Consider the following 17,441-nt stretch of genomic DNA (forward strand, 5'->3'; position numbering starts at 1 on the left):
AGGTATCGTCAATTCGGTTGCTCCGCCCACAGGCGATCTGTTGTACTGCCGGACGGAGAAGCGTCGGAATTTCGGGAGGCGTCATGCGAGCAACCGTCGTGTCCAACTCAGCGGTCGTCGCCACCTACCCGAAGGACATGACGCTTGCCGACCTCCGTCGCATCGAGACCTCAGACCCATGTAACGAACACTGACGCCCGCGTCCGGCGGGCGGTGCTCAGGGAGCTGCGCCCTGGGCCGCGGCCGGCCTTGGCGCTGGCCGGGGCGGCCGTCGCCGCCACCGCGCTGCCGCTGGCGGCTCCGCAGCTCACCCGGATCTTCGTGGACGACGCCGTCGCCGGGGCGGGTATCGCCCATCTGACGCTGGTCGCGGCGGGTTATCTCGCGCTCGCGGTCGCGGGGCAGGGCGCGCGGGTGCTCACCGCGTGGCTGGCGAGCATCCTGGCCTGGGACGGCACCGACCGGCTGCGCGAACGGCTCGCCGGGCACGCCCTCGGCCTGGACATGGCCTTCCACGCCGGGCACCCGCCCGGCGAGATGATCGAGCGGGTGGACGGCGACGTGGTCGCCGTCGCCGACTTCACGGTGGCGTTCCTGCTGGACGTGGTGGCGAGCGTGCTGCTGCTGGCCGGTGTGGTCGCCGTCGTGCTGGCCGTGGACCCGCGGGTCGGCGGGGCGCTGCTGGCCTACTGCGCCCTGGCCGGGTTCCTGATGGCCCGCGCCCAGAAGCTGGCCGTGCCCTCGGCGGCCCGCTCGCGTGAGGCGGGCGCGGTCATGTACGGCCACCTGGAGGAACGGCTGGCCGCCGTGGAGGACATCCGCGCCAACGGGGCCGGAGCGCACATGGTGGGCCGCTTCCACCAGGTGAGCGCCGCCTGGTACCGGGCCGAGGCGCGCGACGCGCGGGTGGGCACGGTGGTGATCGCGGGCACGTCCGTGGCGTTCGCCGCGGGCACCGCGCTGGTGCTCGGCCTGGCCGTGTGGATCGGGCGTTCGGGCGCGCTGAGCGTCGGTACGGCGGTGCTGCTCTTCCAGTACGCCCAGATGGTCCGCACGCCGTTCGAGCGGCTGATCGACCAGTTGCAGCACTACCAGGCGGCGCTGGCCGGGATGGCCCGCATCGGGGTCCTGCTGGCCGAACGCCCCACCCTGCCCGAGCCCGCGCGGCCCGTGCCGCTGCCCGCCGCCGGGCCGCTGGCGCTGCGGTTCGACGACGTGGGCTTCGCCTACGCCGACGACGACACCGAGGTGCTGACCGGCATCGATCTCGCGCTCGCGCCCGGCGAGACCCTGGGCCTGGTCGGGCGTACCGGCAGCGGCAAGACCACGATCGGCAGGCTGACCCTGCGCCTGTACGACCCCACGCGGGGCGCGGTGCTGGCCGGCGGGGTGGACCTGCGCGACGCCGACCCGGCCTCGGTGCGGCGGCGGATCGGCGTCGTCACCCAGGACGTGCAGATATTCGCGGCCAGCGTCAGGGACAACCTCACCCTGTTCCGGCCGCTCGCGGACGACGCGCGGCTGCGCGAGGTGCTGACCGACGTGGGGCTGGCCGGCTGGCTGGCCGGGCTGCCCGCCGGACTCGACACGCCCCTCACCGCCGCCGCGGCGGGGCTGTCGGCGGGGGAGGCGCAACTGCTGGCGTTCGCCAGGGCGTTCCTGATCGACCCGGGGCTGGTGGTGCTGGACGAGGCGGCCGGGCGGCTCGACCCGGCCACCGAGCGACGCGTCGAGCGGGCCGTGGACCGGCTGCTGGCCGGCCGTACCGGGGTGATCATCGCGCACCGGCTGTCCTCGCTGGCCAAGGTGGACAAGATCGCGGTGATCGAGGACGGCCGGATCGCCGAATACGGCCGCCGCGCCGACCTCGCAGCCGACCCCGGCAGCCGGTTCGCCCGCCTGCTCGACGCCGCGGGGGTGACCCGATGAGCCGCGACCGGCGCTCGGTGCTCCGCGTGGCCTGGCGGGTGGCCGTCACCCCCGGACTGGGCCGGTTCCTGGCCGGGATGCTGCTGTGGCTGCCCCACCCGGTCCTGCCGCTGGCCGGCGGCCTGCTGCTCAAGCTGCTGTTCGACCAGATGAGCGGGCACGCCGCCGCCGGTATGGACCAGGTCGTGTGGCTGTGCGCGGCGTTCGTCGGGGTGGAGGTGCTGCGCGGCCTGGTCCTCGTCGTGGCCTGGACGCACGGGGTCTACTGGTGGGACGGCGCGGCGACCGTGCTGCGGGCCAACGTACTGCGCTCGATCCTCTCCGCGCCCGGCGCCGCCGCCGACCGGCAGCCGCACTCGCCGGGCGAGTCCATGGCCCGGCTCCGCGACGACGTGGGCGACCTCGTCGACTTCACCGACGAGAGCGTGCCCCTGGCGGGCTCGATCGCCTTCGCCGCCGGAGCCCTCGGCATCATGGCGTCCATCGACCACGTCATCACGCTGGTCCTGCTGGTCCCGATGCTGGTGATCGGGGTGCTGAGCCGGGCCCTGAGCGAGGTCGTACGGCGGTTGCGCAGGCGCGCCCGCGTCCTCGGCTCGGTCGTCACCGCCTTCATCGGCGAGACGTTCGCGGGCACGCTGGCGATCAAGACCGCGGGCGCGGAGGACGCCGTGCTGACCCGGCTGCGCGAGCACAACCGAAACCGCCGCGCCGCCGCCGTCAAGGACCGCCTGGCCACCGACCTGCTGGACACCGCGACCGGGGCCACCGTGGAGATCGGCATCGGCCTGGTGCTGCTGCTCGCCGCGCCCGCCATGCGCCGCGGCGACTTCACGGTGGGCGACCTCGCGCTGTTCACCGGCTACGTCGGCTGGCTCGCCACGCTGCCGCGCGCGATCGGCGGCATCCTGCACCGGATTCCGCAGGCGGCGGTGTCCATCGAACGCCTCGGCGAGCTGATGGCCCCGCACGAGGACGCCCGCGACCTGTCGCGCCGTTCGGGCCTGTGGTTCCGCGAAGATCCGCCGCCCGCCGTGCCCGCGCCGCCGCACACCGACCCGCTGCGGGTCCTCGCGGCGCGCGGCCTCACCGTACGGCACGCGGGCGGCGACCGCGGCGTCCACGGCATCGACCTGCGCATCGCCAGGGGCTCGTTCACCGTGATCACGGGCGCGGTCGGCGCGGGCAAGACCACCCTGGTCCGCGCGCTGCTCGGCCTGGTGCCGCTGGACGCCGGTTCGATCACCTGGAACGGCCGCCGCGTCGATGACCCCGGCACGTTCATGGTCCCCGGCCGGGTGGCCTACGCGGGCCAGGTACCCCGCCTGTTCTCCGGCACCCTGCGGGAGAACCTGCTGCTCGGCCGGCCCGCGGACGACGAAAGTATCGCCCTGGCACTGGAGCTGGCCGTCTTCGACCGCGATGTGGCGGCGATGCCCGGCGGCCTCGCGACGGTGATCGGGCCGCGCGGCGTACGGCTGTCCGGCGGGCAGGTGCAGCGGGCCACCGCCGCGCGGGCCCTGGTCAGGTCGCCCGACCTGCTCGTCGTGGACGACCTGTCCTCCGCGCTGGACGTCGAGACCGAGGAACAGCTCTGGGAGCGCGTGGCCGCCGCCGCCCGCGACGGGCGCGGCCCGGACACCCTCCTGGTGGTCTCCCACCGCAGGGCCGCGCTCGAACGCGCCGACCGGATCGTGGTCCTCGACCGCGGCCGGATCGCCGGGGAGGGCACGCTCGCCGAACTGCTCGCCACCTGCCCGGAGATGCGCCGCCTGTGGGGCGGGGAACGGCTCGCCGAGGCGGAGGACGCAGGTCCGGCACACCGCCCGCCTTGGCCTGGAGCGCGCTCCACTTCGTAGGCTCCGCTTCATGACTACCGCACAACACAAGATCGGATCAGGGTTCGGCGCGCGCACCACGGCGGAGGAGGTGGTGCGCGGCGTCGATCTGTCGGGGCGGCTCGCCATCGTCACCGGCGGCTACTCGGGGCTCGGACTGGAGACCACCCGGGCGCTCGCCCGCGCCGGCGCGCGTGTCGTGGTGCCCGCGCGGCGCAAGGGCGCGGCGGAGGAGGCGGTCGCGGGGATCGGCGGTGTCGAAGTGGACGAACTCGACCTCGCCGACCTGGCGAGCGTGCGTGGGTTCGCCGAGCGTTTCCTGGCCTCGGGGCGCGGCATCGACATGTTCATCGGCAACGCGGGGATCATGGCCCTGCCCGAGCGGACCCTTGTCGGCCCCGGCTGGGAGGCGCAGTTCGCCACCAACCACCTCGGGCACTACGCGCTGGTCAACCTGCTCTGGCCGGCCATCGAGGCGGGCGGCGCGCGGGTGATCTCGGTCTCCTCCAGGGGCCACCGCCGCAGCCCGATCCGCTGGGACGACGTCCATTTCACCGGCGGCTATGACAAATGGCGCGCCTACGGGCAGGCCAAGACGGCCAACGTGCTGTTCGCCGTACGGCTGGACGAGCTGGGCAGGGACGCGGGCGTGCGGGCGTTCTCGCTGCACCCCGGGGGGATCATGACCCCGTTGCAGCGGCACGTGCCCAAGGCCGAGATGGCCGCCATGGGCTGGATCGACGAGGACGGCAACGTCGCCGACCCCAGTTCCAAGACGCCGGAACAGGGCGCCGCCACACAGGTCTGGGCGGCGACCTCGCCGCGCCTGGCGGACATGGGCGGGGTCTACTGCGAGGACTGCGACATCGCCGAGCAGGTCCCGGATGAGGGCGACTTCACCGCGGGCGTGCGCGGATACGCGATCGACCGGGAGCAGGCGGCCCGGCTGTGGACGCTCTCGGCCGAGCTGACCGGCGTGGACGCGTTCGCCCGCTGACCGCTCCGCGCGAGGCTTCGGGTGGCATGTCCGCAATGCGTCCGAGCTTTGTCCACCCCGGCTGCGACGCTTCTCGTGTCGGTGCGGCGGCCCCCGCCGGACCGGATTCTCAACAAACGGAGGATTCAGATGAGCATCAGGAGCAAGCTGCTGGCGACCGTCGCGGTCCTGCCCATCGCGGGCGCGGCCCTGTTCGCCGCCTCCGCTCCCGCTTCGGCGACGGCTCCGAAGCCCGCGCCGGACTGTGTGGTCGGCTACGTCTGTGTGCAGTTCACCAATGGCGCCGTCGAGGCGATCGTGGGTGGCACCACTCGGACCTACAGCCCCGCCGCCACCATGGTCGGCATCACCAACGGCTCGGCCTACGACTACTGCGTTGACGGCACCCCGGACTTCCAGCTCAAGTCGGGCTGGTACCGCGACGAGGTTCAGCCCATCACCCGGATCGCCCCCGGCGAGGTCTGCACCTCGTAATCCTCTGAGACTGTCCGCCCCCTCCCTCCGGAGCGTTTTCCGGGGGCCGGAACCGGGGGGAGGGTGGTGGTCGGTTTCAGCCCGTCTGGGCCTCGCCTCTCAAGAACTCGATGTAGCGGTCCGCCGAGGACCGCAGCGCGCCCTTGGCTCCCTCCCGGAGCACGGGCGTCCACCAGCCGCCGTAGATGCGGTCGAAATCGTAGGGCGCCACGGCGTCCACCACCCGCCGTACGTCGCGCTCGGGCAGCGGCAGCCGGTTGGGCGCGCTCCACACGAACGTCAGCCGGTCCTCGCCGGGCGTGACGAAGATCGTGTCACCGGTGAACAGCGCCCCCGCCCCACCCGCCCCCTCGGCCCAGTGGACCACCGAGCTGCCAGGGAAATGGCCGCCGCACTGGATCAGCGTGACGCCGGGCAGCACGTCCAGCACGCCCGACCAGGTGCGTACGGCCGGCGAAGGCCGCGGCAGCCAGGCGGCGTCCGCCTCGGGCAGCAGGATCTCCGCCCCGAAGGCCCGGCTCCACTCCACGATCGAGCCGTAGAAGTGGGGATGGCTCGCGCTCACCGCGCGCAACCCGCCCGCCTCCCGAACCGCCCGCACGGCGTCGTCGTCGATGAACCCGGAAGGGTCCCACAGCAGGTTGCCCTCCGCGGTGCGGACCAGCAGCGCCCGCTGCCCGATGGCGACCTGCGGAGCCGCGCCGATGCCCAGCAGGCCGGGCTCGATCTCCCTGATGTCGGCGCGGTGACCCGCCGCCGACAGCTCGGCCAGGGTCGTCCAGCGCTGGCCGCCCGGCGGAACCCACTGGCGCTCGTCGGCGCAGATGTGGCAGGCGGACGGCGGCGACTCCGCCTCCGGGTAGTGGTTCGCGCAGGTGGCGCACACCCAAGGATGGCTCATCGGCTCATGATCTCACGGTGGCCTCGGGGCGGCCAGACACCTCGATTCGGCGGAACCGCCACGCCGTGCGACCGTCCGGACACATACTGGAGCGCCATGGAGTCGGTGCGCGGGCGTGTCGCAGGGCCAGTGGGAGCGGCCCCGGTGGTGAGGCAGATCGATGTGAGCGTGGTGGTGCCGGTACGCGACCGCCGGCCGCACCTGGACAGGTGCCTGACGTCGCTGCTGGTCCAGCGGGTGGCGGTGGAGATCGTGGCGGTGGACGACGGGTCGGCCGACGGTGGCGGCGAGCTGCTCGACCTGTACGCCGCGCACCACCCCGGGGTGGTCAAGGTGTTGCGCCTGGACCGCCCCATGGGCGCGGGGCGCGCCCGCAACCTGGGGCTGGCCAACGCCCACGGCCGGTACGTCTTCTTCTGCGACGCCGATGACCACCTGGGTCCCGGGACGCTGGAGCGGATGATCGCGATGGCCGACCGCAACGGCTCCGACATCGTGCTCGGCCGGGGCGCCGGCCCCGGCCCCGTGATGTTCGAGGCCGACACCGATCGCGCGCCGCTCGGCGACAGCCCCGTCTACAACAGCCTGAGCTGCTGCAAGCTGTTCCGCAGGGAGATGCTGACCGCGCACGACATCACCTTCGCCGAAGACCTCCGGGTCGGCGAGGACATCGTCTTCACCAGCCACGCCTACTGCCACGCCGGGGTGATCTCCGTGGTCGCCGGGCACGACTGCCACCACCCCTCCACCGGCGTCGCGCAGAAGAACGGCGACCGCGACCCCGTCCACTGGCTGCGGATGATCAGGCGGCCGATGGAACTCGTCGCCGGGCACGTACCGCCGGGGCCGCTGCGCGACCACCTGATGCGCCGCCATTTCCGGCACGACGCGCTCGCCCACCTGGGCGCGCCGTTCCTGGCCGCGGGCGACGTGGCGCGCAAGGAGATCGCCGCCGAGATCGCCGCGCTGTGCGAACGCTGGCTGACCGACGGCGTGCGCGAACGGCTCAGCGCGCCGGAACGCCGCAAGCTGGCCGCCCTCGACGACATCGACCAACTGGTACGGCTGGCCCGCGTCGAGGCGTCGGCGGTGACCAGGCGGCTCACCGAGGTCGCCTGGGCGGGCGACCTGCTCACCCTTCGCGGCGAGGCGGCCCTGGACGGCGGCCCTGACCTGGACTTCACGGTGTCGGTGCTGCTCCGCCCGCGCGGGCCCGCCGCGCACGGCGAGCGGTCCTTCCCGGTGTGGTCGGGCGGCGGCAGGTTCGCCGGGGTGATCGACCTGCGCGACGTGCCGTCCGGCGTCTGGAACGTGCATGTCGCCATCACCTGCGAGGGCGTGACCAGGCTCGGCAGGCTGCGCCCGGAGCGTACGGACGCCGCGCCCGGCCCGCGGCTGCTCGGCGACCGCGCGGCGGTGCCCTACTTCACCCGCGTGCAGGGCAACCTGAGCATCGACCTGGGCGGGCACGTGGCCGCGGTGCCCTGCGCCGCGAAGATCACCGAGGCCGGGTGGGGCCGGGGCAACCGGCTGCTGCTCGGCGGGCGCGTCACGGTCGGCGGCGCGGCCCCGGGGTCCGGGACGGTGCGCAGGCTGGTGTGGCGGGAACGCCGGTCGGGGCACGAGCGCGGCCGGGCGGTCACCGACCTGCCCGGCGGCGGGTTCGCGGTGTCCCAGGGCTGGGAGGGCTTCGCGGGCGGGGTGTGGGACGCCTTCCTGGAGCTGGACCTCGGCGGGCCGCCCGTGCGGTGCCGGATCGACGCGGGCGCGCCGGTCCCGCCGCACGCCTGGTGGCGATGGGCGGTCAGGCGGACGGTGCGGCCCTACTCGACGTCCGGGAGGGGGCGGCTGAGCGTGGCGGTCAGGAACGTTCCGGTACGCCGTGCGGTGCGCCGGCTACTGGGATAGTGAGTCCTCAGTTGCCACACACTTGCACCTGCAATTCAGTCCTTTAAAGTTGGTGGCATATTCCCGTTCTCGGGGATATTTCCCCACGTCGGGAGGCTCAACGTGCATGTGCCCGATGGCTTCTTCAACGTTCCCGTATCCGTGAGCGCCGGCGTGGTCGCCGCCGCCGGCGTCGCCGTCTGCCTGCGCGCGACGCGCCGCGAACTGGACGACCGGGCCGCCCCCATGGCCGGCCTGGTCGCCGCCTTCGTCTTCGCCGTCCAGTTGCTCAACTTCCCGGTCGCCGCGGGCACCAGCGGCCACCTGCTCGGCGGCGCGCTGGCCGCGGTACTGGTGGGCCCGTACACGGCGGTGCTGTGCATGGCCGTGGTCCTGCTGGTGCAGGGGCTCGCCTTCGCGGACGGCGGGCTGAGCGCGCTCGGCGTCAACATCACGCTCATGGGCATCGTCACCGTGGTCGTCGGCTGGGGCGTCTTCCTGCTGGTCAGGCGGCTTTTCGGGGGTGGGAGAGGGGCGATCGTGGCGGGCGCGTCCGCCGGGGCGCTGATCTCCGTGCCGGTGTCGGCGCTGGTGTTCACGCTGCTGTTCTGGATCGGCGGCAACGCGCCCATCGAGCCGGGCACGGTGGCGGCGGCGATGGGCGGCGTCCACGTGCTGATCGGGATCGGCGAGGCGCTGATCACCGCGGTGACGGTGAGCACGGTGCTGGCCGTGCGGCCCGACCTCGTGTACGGCGCGCGCGGCCTGACCGGCCGCCTCGTCCTGCGCGGCGCGGACGGCGAGACCACCGAGGCGGGGCAGGAGACCCGGCCGATGGCCCGGCCCCGGGCCTCCCGGCCGGGCGGCTTCCTGCTCGCCGGCATCGTGGTCGCCGCGCTGCTCGCCGGGGTCGTCAGCTTTTTCGCCTCGGCCTCGCCCGACGGCCTGGAGCGGGTCGCCGAAGATGCCGGGTTCATCTCCTCGGCCACCGATCACCCGCTGCGCGGGCAGCCGCTGGCCGACTACGGCGAGGCGGGCGGCATCCCGGTCGGGATCGCCGGGCTGATCGGCGTCGGGGTGACGGCGCTGGTCGGCGGCGGCCTGTCCTACGCGGTGGGACGGCGGCGCGCCCGCGCGTACGCGGAGGACTGAGCCGATGGGCGCCGGACACGGCCCCGCGATCCACCGGGCGGGCGACTCGGCCGTCCACCGGCTGCCGCCGCAGTGCAAGCTGGCGGCGGCGGCCGGGTTCGTCGTCGTGGTGGTGGCCACGCCCCGGGAGCTGTTCTGGGCCTTCGCCGCCTACCTGGCGCTGCTCGCGGGCGTCGCGGCGGTGGCCGGGGTGCCGGCGGGCTTCGCGCTGCGGCGGATGGCGATCGAGGTGCCGTTCGTGGTGTTCGCGGTGGCGCTGCCGTTCATCGGGACGGGCCCGCGGGTGCAGGTGGCCGGGCTGGCGCTCAGCGCCGAGGGCCTCTGGGCGGGCTGGAACATCCTGGCCAAGGCCACGCTCGGGGTGCTGACCAGCGTCCTGCTGGCGGCGACCACGCCGCCGCGCGACATCCTGATCGGGGCGCGGCTGCTGCGGCTGCCCGCGCCGCTGGTGCAGATCGCGATGTTCATGCTGCGGTACCTGGACGTGATCGCGGGGGAGATGCGCAGGATGCGCATCGCCCGCGAGTCGCGCGGGTTCACCGCCAGGGACGTCCGGCACATCCCCGCCGTGGCGCGCTCGGCGGGGGCGTTGTTCATCAGGTCCTACGAACGGGGAGAGCGCGTGTACCTGGCGATGCTGAGCCGCGGATACACCGGGACGATGCCGGTCACCGGCGACCTGACGGCGACCGGGGGACAGTGGGCGACGGCGGCCCTGCTGCCCGGCCCGGCACTGGCCGTGCTCGTGGCGGGAGTGCTGTGAACGACGCTCAGGGGTCGTCTGGTGGCCCGCCGTCACTGAAGGTCACCCGGCTCGCGTACGCCTATCCTGATGGCACTCAGGCCCTCTACGGGGTGGACCTGACGATCGCCCGGGGTGAGCGGGTGGCGCTGCTCGGCCCGAACGGCGCGGGCAAGACCACCCTGGTGATGCACCTCAACGGCATTCTCACCCCTGGTCACGGAAGTGTCGCCGTGGCCGGGCTCCCGGTCGAACGGGGCAACCTGAAGGAGATCAGGCGGCGCGTCGGCCTGGTCTTCCAAGATCCCGACGACCAGCTCTTCATGCCCACCGTGCGCGACGACGTCGCCTTCGGCCCGGCCAACCTCGGGCTGCGCGGCGCGGAGCTGGACCGCGCGGTCACCGGCGCGCTGGAGCGGGTCGGCATGCTGGAGGCGATCGACCGGCCGCCGCACCACCTGTCCTTCGGCCAGCGGCGACGGGTCGCGGTGGCGACCGTGCTGGCCATGCGGCCGGAGATCCTGGTCCTCGACGAACCCTCCTCCAACCTCGACCCGGCCTCCCGCCGGGAGCTGGCCGAGATCCTGCGCTCCCTGGACGTCACGGTGCTTCTGGTCACCCACGACCTGCCGTACGCGCTGGAGCTGTGCGAACGGGCGCTGATCCTTTCCGGCGGAGTGATCGCCGCCGACGGCCCGATCCGGGATATCCTCTCCGCCCGCGCGCTCCTCGCGGAACACCGCCTGGAGCTGCCGTACGGCTTCGCGGTTCCCGCGCCGTGAGTGCGGGATACGGTGGGATAGTAGGGCGTGTCGAGGGCGACTAGGGATGAGCACATGAAGCTACGGCTGGCACGGCACGCCGTCGGCGATGCCGTGGTGGTGGCGGTCGAGGGCGAACTCGATCTGTTCACGGCCCCGTTCCTGCGCGACGAGGTCCGTGACGCGATCAAGCAGGACGGCTCCAGGCTCGTGCTCGACCTCACCTCGCTCTCGTTCATGGACTCCAGCGGTCTTTCGGTGCTCATCGAGGCATGGCGGCTGGCGACCGGCGAGGGCGGCGGGGTCTGCCTGGCCGCGCCGCAGGCCCCGGTGGCCCGCATCCTGCGCACCACCGGCCTGGACCGGCGGATCAAGGTCTATCCCGACGTCGACACCGCGGTGTCCACCGAGGTCTGACGGCCAAGGGCGGCCCCCGCGTAGAACTTCATTCGGTGACCGGTTATGGTCCGCTCATGGAGCTGAATGGAGTAGCAGCAATCGTCTCGGGCGGCGCAAGCGGCCTCGGTGAGGCGACCGCCCGCGACCTGGCCGCGCACGGTGCCACGGTGGTCGTGGCCGACCTCAACGAGGACCGCGGCAAGACCGTCGCCGACGAGATCGGCGGCGTGTTCGCCAGGTGCGACGTGTCCGACGAGGGCCAGGTCACCGCCGCCGTCGAGGCCGCGGTCGCCACCGGAAGGCCGCTGCGCGCGGTGGTCAACAGCGCCGGCATCGGCTGGGCGGCCCGCACCGTCGGCAAGGACGGCTCGCCGCACGACCTGGCGGCCTACCGCAAGGTGATCGACGTCAACCTGGTCGGCACCTTCAACCTGATGCGCATCGCCGCCGCCGCCATCGCCAAGACCGAGCCCGCCGACGAGGACGGCCAGCGCGGCGTGGTGATCAACACCGCCTCGGTGGCCGCGCTGGAGGGACAGACCGGTCAGATCGCCTACTCCGCCTCCAAGGGCGGCATCGTCGGCATGACCGTGCCCGCGGCGCGCGACCTCGCGGTGATCGGCGTACGTGTCAACACCGTCGCCCCCGGCATCATCGACACCCCGATCTACGGGTTCGGCGGCGGCGACGTGGACGCCTTCAAGGCCCGGCTGGTCGCCCCGGTCGTGTTCCCCAAGCGGATGGGCCGGCCGTCCGAGTTCGCCCACCTGGTGCGCTCCCTGATCGAGAACGACTACGTCAACGCCGAGGTCGTGCGCTTCGACGGGGGCATCCGCTTCCAGCCCAAGTGACCATGTGACCGCATGACCGTTCTTCCCGCCCTGCCTTTCCGGCCTGCCCGATTGGAGCCGTGAGCGTGTCCGATGAAGTACTGGTCGAGGTGGACGGTGGCGTCGCCGTCATCACGATCAACCGTCCCAAGTCCAAGAACGCGATCAACGGAGAGGTGGCGCGCGGGATCGCGGCGGCGCTCGACGAGCTGGAGGAGCGCAAGGACGTCGCGGTCTACGTGCTGACCGGCGCGGGCGACTCCTTCAGCGCCGGAATGGACCTCAAGGGGTTTCTGTCCGGCGACTTCCCGCACATCCCCGGCCGCGGGTTCGGCGGGCTCGTCGAGGCCCCGCCGAAGAAGCCGATCATCGCGGCGGTGGAGGGCTACGCCCTGGCCGGGGGCTTCGAGCTGGCGCTGTCCTGCGACCTGATCGTGGCCTCCGACACGGCGAAGTTCGGCCTGCCCGAGCCGACCAGGGGGCTGATCGCCGGGGCCGGCGGCATCCCGCGGCTGCCCCGGCGCCTGCCGTACCACGTGGCGCTGGAGGTGGCGCTCACCGGCGACCACTACCCGGCCGCCAGGCTGCATGAACTGGGGCTGGTCAACCGGATCACCGCGGCGGGCGAGGCGCTGGCGACGGCGGTCGAGCTGGCCCGCAGGATCGCCAAGAACGCGCCGCTCGCGGTCGCCGCCACCAAGCGGCTGATGATCGAGTCCGCGGACTGGAGCCTGGACGAGATCTTCTCCAGGCAGGCCGCCACCGTGGACGAGGTCTTCAACTCCAAGGACGCCAAGGAGGGCGCGGCGGCGTTCGCGGAGAAGCGGGCGCCGGTCTGGAAAGGCGAGTAAAGCAAGATATAGGCGAGTAAAGCGGTTTGCGATGGCCTCTCCCTGGTTCGTTCTTGCCGGGGAGGGGCGCGCCCACGCCCGTTCCTGCGTACGGTAAAGGTGTGCGCGGTCTCCTTCAGGGCAGGGTCCGCGCACCTCGTCGGCTGCGCCAGGAGACCAGATGAACGACTTCCCGACCGGCTACGGATCGTCGCACTCGCCCGGTGGCGAGCAGTTCAAGCGGGGTTTGCGCGAATTCCTCACCGGGGCGCTCGGCAGCGCCCTGCTGCTGGCCCTGCTCGTCGGCGCCATGTGGCTGATCGAGGTCATCGACTACACCACCGGCGGCGGGCTCGACGCCTACGGCATCGTGGGCTGGAACCCCGACTCGCTGTCGGGCATCCTTTTCGCGCCCTTTCTGCATGGCGGCTTCGGCCACCTGATGGCCAACTCGGTGCCGCTGCTCATCTTGGGCTTCGTCGCCGCGATCCGCGGCATCGGCAGGTTCCTGCTGGCCAGCCTGATCATCGTGGTGGTCAGCGGGGTCGGCGTGTGGCTGACCACCCCGCCCTACTACGTGACCATCGGCGCGAGCGGCCTGGTCTTCGGCTACTTCGGCTACGTGGTCGCCCGGGGCCTGTTCGACCGCAGGATCCTCGACATCGTGCTCGGCGTGGCGGTCGCGGTGGCCTACTACTCGCTGCTGTGGGGCGTGCTGCCCTCCCAGGAGGGCATCTCCTGGCAGGGCCACCTGTTCGGGCTCATCGGCGGCGTGCTGGCCGCGTGGCTGCTGCGCAGGAAGGGCGCCCTGGCCAGGGCCTGACAGCGCCAGGCCCCGGCGGAGGGGTGGCTAGAGACGCTCGGCCACGTAGTCGACGCAGGCGGTCAGCGCCTCGACGTCGGCCGGGTCGACCGCCGGGAACATCGCCACCCGCAACTGGTTGCGGCCCAGCTTGCGGTAGGGCTCGGTGTCCACGATGCCGTTGGCCCGCAGCACCTTGGCCACCGCCGCGGCATCGACGTCGTCGGTGAAGTCGACGGTGCCGACCACGTTGGAGCGCTGCGCCGGGTCGGTCACGAACGGCGTGGCGAAGGACGACTTGTCGGCCCAGGTGTAGAGGTGCCGCGCCGACTCGGCCGTGCGCGCCGTGGTCCAGGCCAGCCCGCCGTGGGAGTTCATCCACTCGATCTGGTCGGCCAGCAGGATCAGCGTGGCCAGCGCGGGCGTGTTGTAGGTCTGGTCCTTGGCGGAGTTGTCGATGGCCGTGGGCAGGCTGAAGAACTCGGGCACGAACCGCCCCGAACCGGCGATCTCGGCCACCCTGGCCAGCGCCTTGGGCGAGAACAGCGCGATCCACAGCCCGCCGTCGGCGGCGAAGCTCTTCTGCGGGGCGAAGTAGTAGACGTCGAACTCGCTCGCCTGGACCGGCAGGCCGCCCGCCCCCGAGGTCGCGTCGACCAGGACCAGCGACTCGTCGTCGGTCACCCGCTGGATCGGCATCGCCACGCCGGTCGAGGTCTCGTTGTGGGTGAGCGCGTAGACGTCGACGCCCTCCTCGGGCCGCGCCTGCGGGTGCGTGCCCGGGTCGGACTTGATCACCGTCGGGTCGCCCAGCCACGGCGCCTTGGCGGCCACCGTGGCGAACTTGGAGGAGAACTCGCCGAAGCTGAGGTGCTGGGAACGTTCCCGGATCAGGCCGAAGGACGCGATGTCCCAGAACGCCGTGGTGCCACCGTTGCCGAGCACCACCTCGTAGCCCTCCGGCAGGCCGAACAGGGAGCCCAGCCCCTCGCGTACGCGCCGGACGACGCGCTTCACCGGCTGCTGCCGGTGCGAGGTGCCCATCACCGAGGCGCCGGAGGCGGCCAGGGCCGCGAGCTGCTCGGGGCGCACCTTGGAGGGCCCGGAGCCGAAGCGGCCGTCGGCGGGCTTGATGTCAGCGGGAATCACGATGTCAGCCACACCACAAGAGTAGTCAGGCGGCGAGTGCGGCAAGACGCGGGTCCGGATATTGAGAACGTAATCTAATGATCACGCCGTGGTGCCATCATGAGATCGATTCCGTTTATCCGGTGACCAAGGCAGAGCCATGACAGCTACGCGATCATTGGCCGAGATCTGCGCCGGTATGGTGCGGCGTGGGCTACGCGCTCGGTTTCTCCCGTTCGTGCTTTTCGTGGGGCCGAAGTCCCATGACACGGCGAGCCGGTTCGTGAACGACGTTCGCTGGAAGGTTCCGCTGGCCGAGATCACGCCCGTCTCCGGCGACCGGTTGACCACCCTCATGGAACGGGTGGCCGGGAAGGACGGCGCCCTGGGCAAGGGGATGCCCTGGTCGTTCCTGCCACCGCCGCGCTTCCCGCTCGCCCAGTTCGTGCTGTGGGCGCTGAACGAGGCCGACCCCAAGAACGAGCGGCTGGATCAGCCGCTGCGCGCCTGGCTGCGGCGTGGCGGCCCCTCCTGGAAGTACCCTCTCGACAAGGCGGAGTACATCACCCGGTTCCTGGCCGTCCCCGCGCTGGCGGCCGGATCGGTGTCCGCCGTGATCAGCAAGGCCTATGACATCGCGCTGTGGGGAGCGGGCCTGCTCTGGGGCGTCGCCCTGCTCTGCGCCGTGGCCCTGGCCACGCTGGGCGCCGCAAACTGGTCCACGGGCCACTTCCGCTACCGCTGGTTCCAGTCACGGTCTCAGCCGTTCCTGCGCCGCGGGAAGGGGGAGGCCCTGGCGGACTACGTCGCCAGGATCCACAGGGCCAAGGACGAGCCTGAGGTGGAGAAGCTCCTCGTCAACGCGTTCCACGAGGACCTGCGGATCGCCTACCGGCGGCTGCGGCCGTGGCTGCTGTGGCCGGGCTGGGCACGCGGCGCGCACGCCGTGCTCGTGCTGAACGACGCGGAACCGGGCGGCGTGTGCGCCCGGCTGATCACGATCATGCACGACGTCCAGGAGGAGACGGGGCGGCCGGTACCGCTGCTCGTGGTGGCCGCGACGAAGGAGCCACCCGACTGCGACGGCCACAAGCGCACGGGCGTCGTCCACACGGATTTGGCGGACTTCGACACGGCCCACGAACAATGGCGGGAACGGGCCAAACGGCCCACCCCCTGCCCCTACCTCGTCGTCGAGGCCGTGGCCCCCGGGCCGCAGGGCGGCGGCCCGCCGCGCCGGGTGGGCGGGCGGGGCCTCGCCCTGACCTACCAGGCGGCGGTGATCCTGGCCATCGGGCTCCCGTTCTTCGCCACCGCCCAAGCCCTGTTGCCCTCCGCCTGCGCGGACGGGCTGGAGCTGAAGGGCGGGCAGTGCGTCGGACTGACCGCGTCGGTGGAGAGCTTCGATCCGTTCCTCGCGTCCTTGCTGGCCCTTATCGACCGGCAGAACAAGGCCATCCACCAGGACGCCAGGTCGTTCACCGTCGTCTACTTCGGCCCGCTCACCCAACGGCCCACCACGACCGATGTGAGCCCGCTCGTCGGCGCCGCGGGCGAACTGGTCGGCATCGCCGCCCGTCAGGCCGGCTACAACATGCTCGGCGACCTGCCCAAGATGCGGGTGGAGTTCGCGAACACGGGACAGGACTACGTCTACGCGGTCACCGCCGCCGAGCACGTCAAGCGGCGGGCCGTGGAGGACGAGACCTTCGCGGCGGTCATCGGCCTGGGCTGGTCCCGCACGGAGGTCAGGGACGCCATCGGCGTGCTCGGCTCGGCCCAGTTGCCGATGGTCGGCACCACGAGCACCGCCGACAACCTGACGACCGTGCCGGGTGGGTCGTCGGCGTGGTTCTTCCGGCTCCCCGCCGCCAACTCCAGGCAGGCGCGGGCCACCGTGGAGTGGATCACCAAGCTGGGCGTGCCCGCGGCCGGCGGGCGGAGGTTCCGCGGTGAGCAGGTCGCGGTCATCTACCAGGTCGCGCCGCACGAGCTGTACAGCGCGGACCTGACCGACCGGTTCCTCCGGTTGCTCCCGGGCGTGTCGGAGTACCGGTTCTCGGACGGGACCACGCTCACCCAGGCCGTGCGGAACGCCTGCCAGCACGGCTCGGAACTGATCTACTTCGCCGGCCGTTCTCCCCAGCTCGCCACGCTCACCGACGCCTGGCGGGGGCACTGCGCGGACCGCAGGGTCTTGGTGATGGCGAGCGACGACGTGACGAGTGACATCACCAAGGAGATCCGTGAACACGGCCCCGATCACGGGCTGGACATCTTCCTGGTCGCGCTGACCGACCCGCGCGGCGAGGTGAAGGCCGGAGCGGATGACCGGGAGGCGAAGTCCGGGCATCGGGCGGTCCTGGACGGCTGGGTGGAGAAGTCCAAAGCCGGCAAGGTGGCGCTGCCGTACTACGCGGCGGGCAACGCGGCGCTCGGCTATGACGCGGCCCTCGTGGTCACCGAGGCGCTGGACGACTTCCTGGCCATGGGCGACTTCCAGAAGACATGGGGCGCCACCCCCGTGCGTACCGGGGTCCACTACAACCTGCGCGGGCTGTCCGTGGTGGGGGTCACCGGGAAGATCACCTTCTCTGCCGATGCCAAGGGGCATGACGCGCTCGACCGGCAGGTGTGGCTGGTGGGCATCGAGAAGGGGGAGAACTTCGCCGTCCACCACGTGTGCACGCCGACCGATGACGCGGCGGCGTGTGCGCGCCCGAAGTGAGCCGCGGCCCGTGCCGTGAGCGGGGCGGTACGCACCGCGGCTC

At 72.4% G+C, this 17,441-nt stretch carries 15 protein-coding genes; 13 read left to right on the forward strand and 2 right to left on the reverse strand.

What is annotated here, in order from left to right; all coding sequences use genetic code 11:
* The first annotated feature begins 213 nt into the window (after positions 1–213).
* From ACH34R_RS04585 to ACH34R_RS04600, 4 genes are all read left to right on the forward strand, one after another.
* Complete coding sequence (locus tag ACH34R_RS04585; protein ID WP_397560018.1) at positions 214–1,929, forward strand: ABC transporter ATP-binding protein; 1,716 nt, start codon at positions 214–216, stop codon at positions 1,927–1,929.
* Positions 1,926–3,788: an ABC transporter ATP-binding protein gene (locus ACH34R_RS04590; protein ID WP_397560019.1), complete on the forward strand. Its 1,863-nt coding sequence runs from the start codon at positions 1,926–1,928 to the stop codon at positions 3,786–3,788. Before ACH34R_RS04585 ends, ACH34R_RS04590 begins: the two co-directional genes overlap by 4 nt.
* A gap of 10 nt (positions 3,789–3,798) precedes the next feature.
* Complete coding sequence (locus ACH34R_RS04595; protein ID WP_397560020.1) at positions 3,799–4,764, forward strand: SDR family NAD(P)-dependent oxidoreductase; 966 nt, start codon at positions 3,799–3,801, stop codon at positions 4,762–4,764.
* A 129-nt stretch (positions 4,765–4,893) separates the two neighbouring features.
* On the forward strand, positions 4,894–5,238 hold the full coding sequence (locus ACH34R_RS04600; RefSeq protein WP_397560021.1) for a hypothetical protein: 345 nt from the start codon (positions 4,894–4,896) through the stop codon (positions 5,236–5,238).
* 76 nt (positions 5,239–5,314) lie between these two features.
* Here ACH34R_RS04600 and ACH34R_RS04605 read toward each other — a convergent pair whose 3' ends face one another.
* On the reverse strand, positions 5,315–6,139 hold the full coding sequence (locus ACH34R_RS04605; RefSeq protein ID WP_397560022.1) for an MBL fold metallo-hydrolase: 825 nt from the start codon (positions 6,137–6,139) through the stop codon (positions 5,315–5,317).
* A 147-nt stretch (positions 6,140–6,286) separates the two neighbouring features.
* On the opposite strand from ACH34R_RS04605, the gene ACH34R_RS04610 reads away from it, so the two are divergent.
* The 8 genes from ACH34R_RS04610 to ACH34R_RS04645 all read left to right on the forward strand — a co-directional run bounded on the left by ACH34R_RS04610 (position 6,287) and on the right by ACH34R_RS04645 (position 13,563).
* Entirely contained in the window at positions 6,287–8,047 is a 1,761-nt protein-coding gene (locus tag ACH34R_RS04610; protein ID WP_397560023.1) for a glycosyltransferase, read from the forward strand.
* A gap of 108 nt (positions 8,048–8,155) precedes the next feature.
* Entirely contained in the window at positions 8,156–9,178 is a 1,023-nt protein-coding gene (locus tag ACH34R_RS04615; RefSeq protein WP_397560456.1) for an energy-coupling factor ABC transporter permease, read from the forward strand.
* Between the two features lie 4 nt (positions 9,179–9,182).
* Positions 9,183–9,941: a cobalt ECF transporter T component CbiQ gene (cbiQ, locus tag ACH34R_RS04620; protein WP_397560024.1), complete on the forward strand. Its 759-nt coding sequence runs from the start codon at positions 9,183–9,185 to the stop codon at positions 9,939–9,941.
* Positions 9,938–10,702: an energy-coupling factor ABC transporter ATP-binding protein gene (locus ACH34R_RS04625; protein ID WP_397560025.1), complete on the forward strand. Its 765-nt coding sequence runs from the start codon at positions 9,938–9,940 to the stop codon at positions 10,700–10,702. Before cbiQ ends, ACH34R_RS04625 begins: the two co-directional genes overlap by 4 nt.
* 54 nt (positions 10,703–10,756) lie before the next feature.
* Positions 10,757–11,098: an STAS domain-containing protein gene (locus ACH34R_RS04630; protein ID WP_113979295.1), complete on the forward strand. Its 342-nt coding sequence runs from the start codon at positions 10,757–10,759 to the stop codon at positions 11,096–11,098.
* A gap of 56 nt (positions 11,099–11,154) precedes the next feature.
* Positions 11,155–11,931 carry an SDR family NAD(P)-dependent oxidoreductase gene (locus ACH34R_RS04635; RefSeq protein WP_397560026.1) on the forward strand — a complete coding sequence of 259 codons (777 nt, stop codon included), beginning with the start codon at positions 11,155–11,157 and terminating at the stop codon, positions 11,929–11,931.
* A gap of 65 nt (positions 11,932–11,996) precedes the next feature.
* The gene (locus ACH34R_RS04640) at positions 11,997–12,761 is read left to right on the forward strand and encodes a crotonase/enoyl-CoA hydratase family protein (protein ID WP_397560027.1); all 765 of its coding nucleotides are present in this window, start codon (positions 11,997–11,999) and stop codon (positions 12,759–12,761) included.
* A gap of 160 nt (positions 12,762–12,921) precedes the next feature.
* Entirely contained in the window at positions 12,922–13,563 is a 642-nt protein-coding gene (locus tag ACH34R_RS04645) for a rhomboid family intramembrane serine protease (RefSeq protein WP_397560028.1), read from the forward strand.
* A 27-nt stretch (positions 13,564–13,590) separates the two neighbouring features.
* On the opposite strand, the gene serC is transcribed toward ACH34R_RS04645, so the two are convergent.
* The gene (gene serC, locus ACH34R_RS04650) at positions 13,591–14,703 is read right to left on the reverse strand and encodes a phosphoserine transaminase (RefSeq protein WP_397560029.1); all 1,113 of its coding nucleotides are present in this window, start codon (positions 14,701–14,703) and stop codon (positions 13,591–13,593) included.
* 250 nt (positions 14,704–14,953) lie between these two features.
* Between serC and ACH34R_RS04655 the strand changes: the two genes are divergently transcribed.
* Positions 14,954–17,398, forward strand: a complete 2,445-nt coding sequence (locus ACH34R_RS04655; protein ID WP_397560030.1) for an ABC transporter substrate-binding protein — start codon at positions 14,954–14,956, stop codon at positions 17,396–17,398.
* The last annotated feature ends 43 nt before the right edge of the window (positions 17,399–17,441 follow it).

Source organism: Spongiactinospora sp. 9N601 (genome assembly GCF_044326295.1).
In the GTDB taxonomy this organism is placed as follows: domain Bacteria; phylum Actinomycetota; class Actinomycetes; order Streptosporangiales; family Streptosporangiaceae; genus Spongiactinospora; species Spongiactinospora gelatinilytica.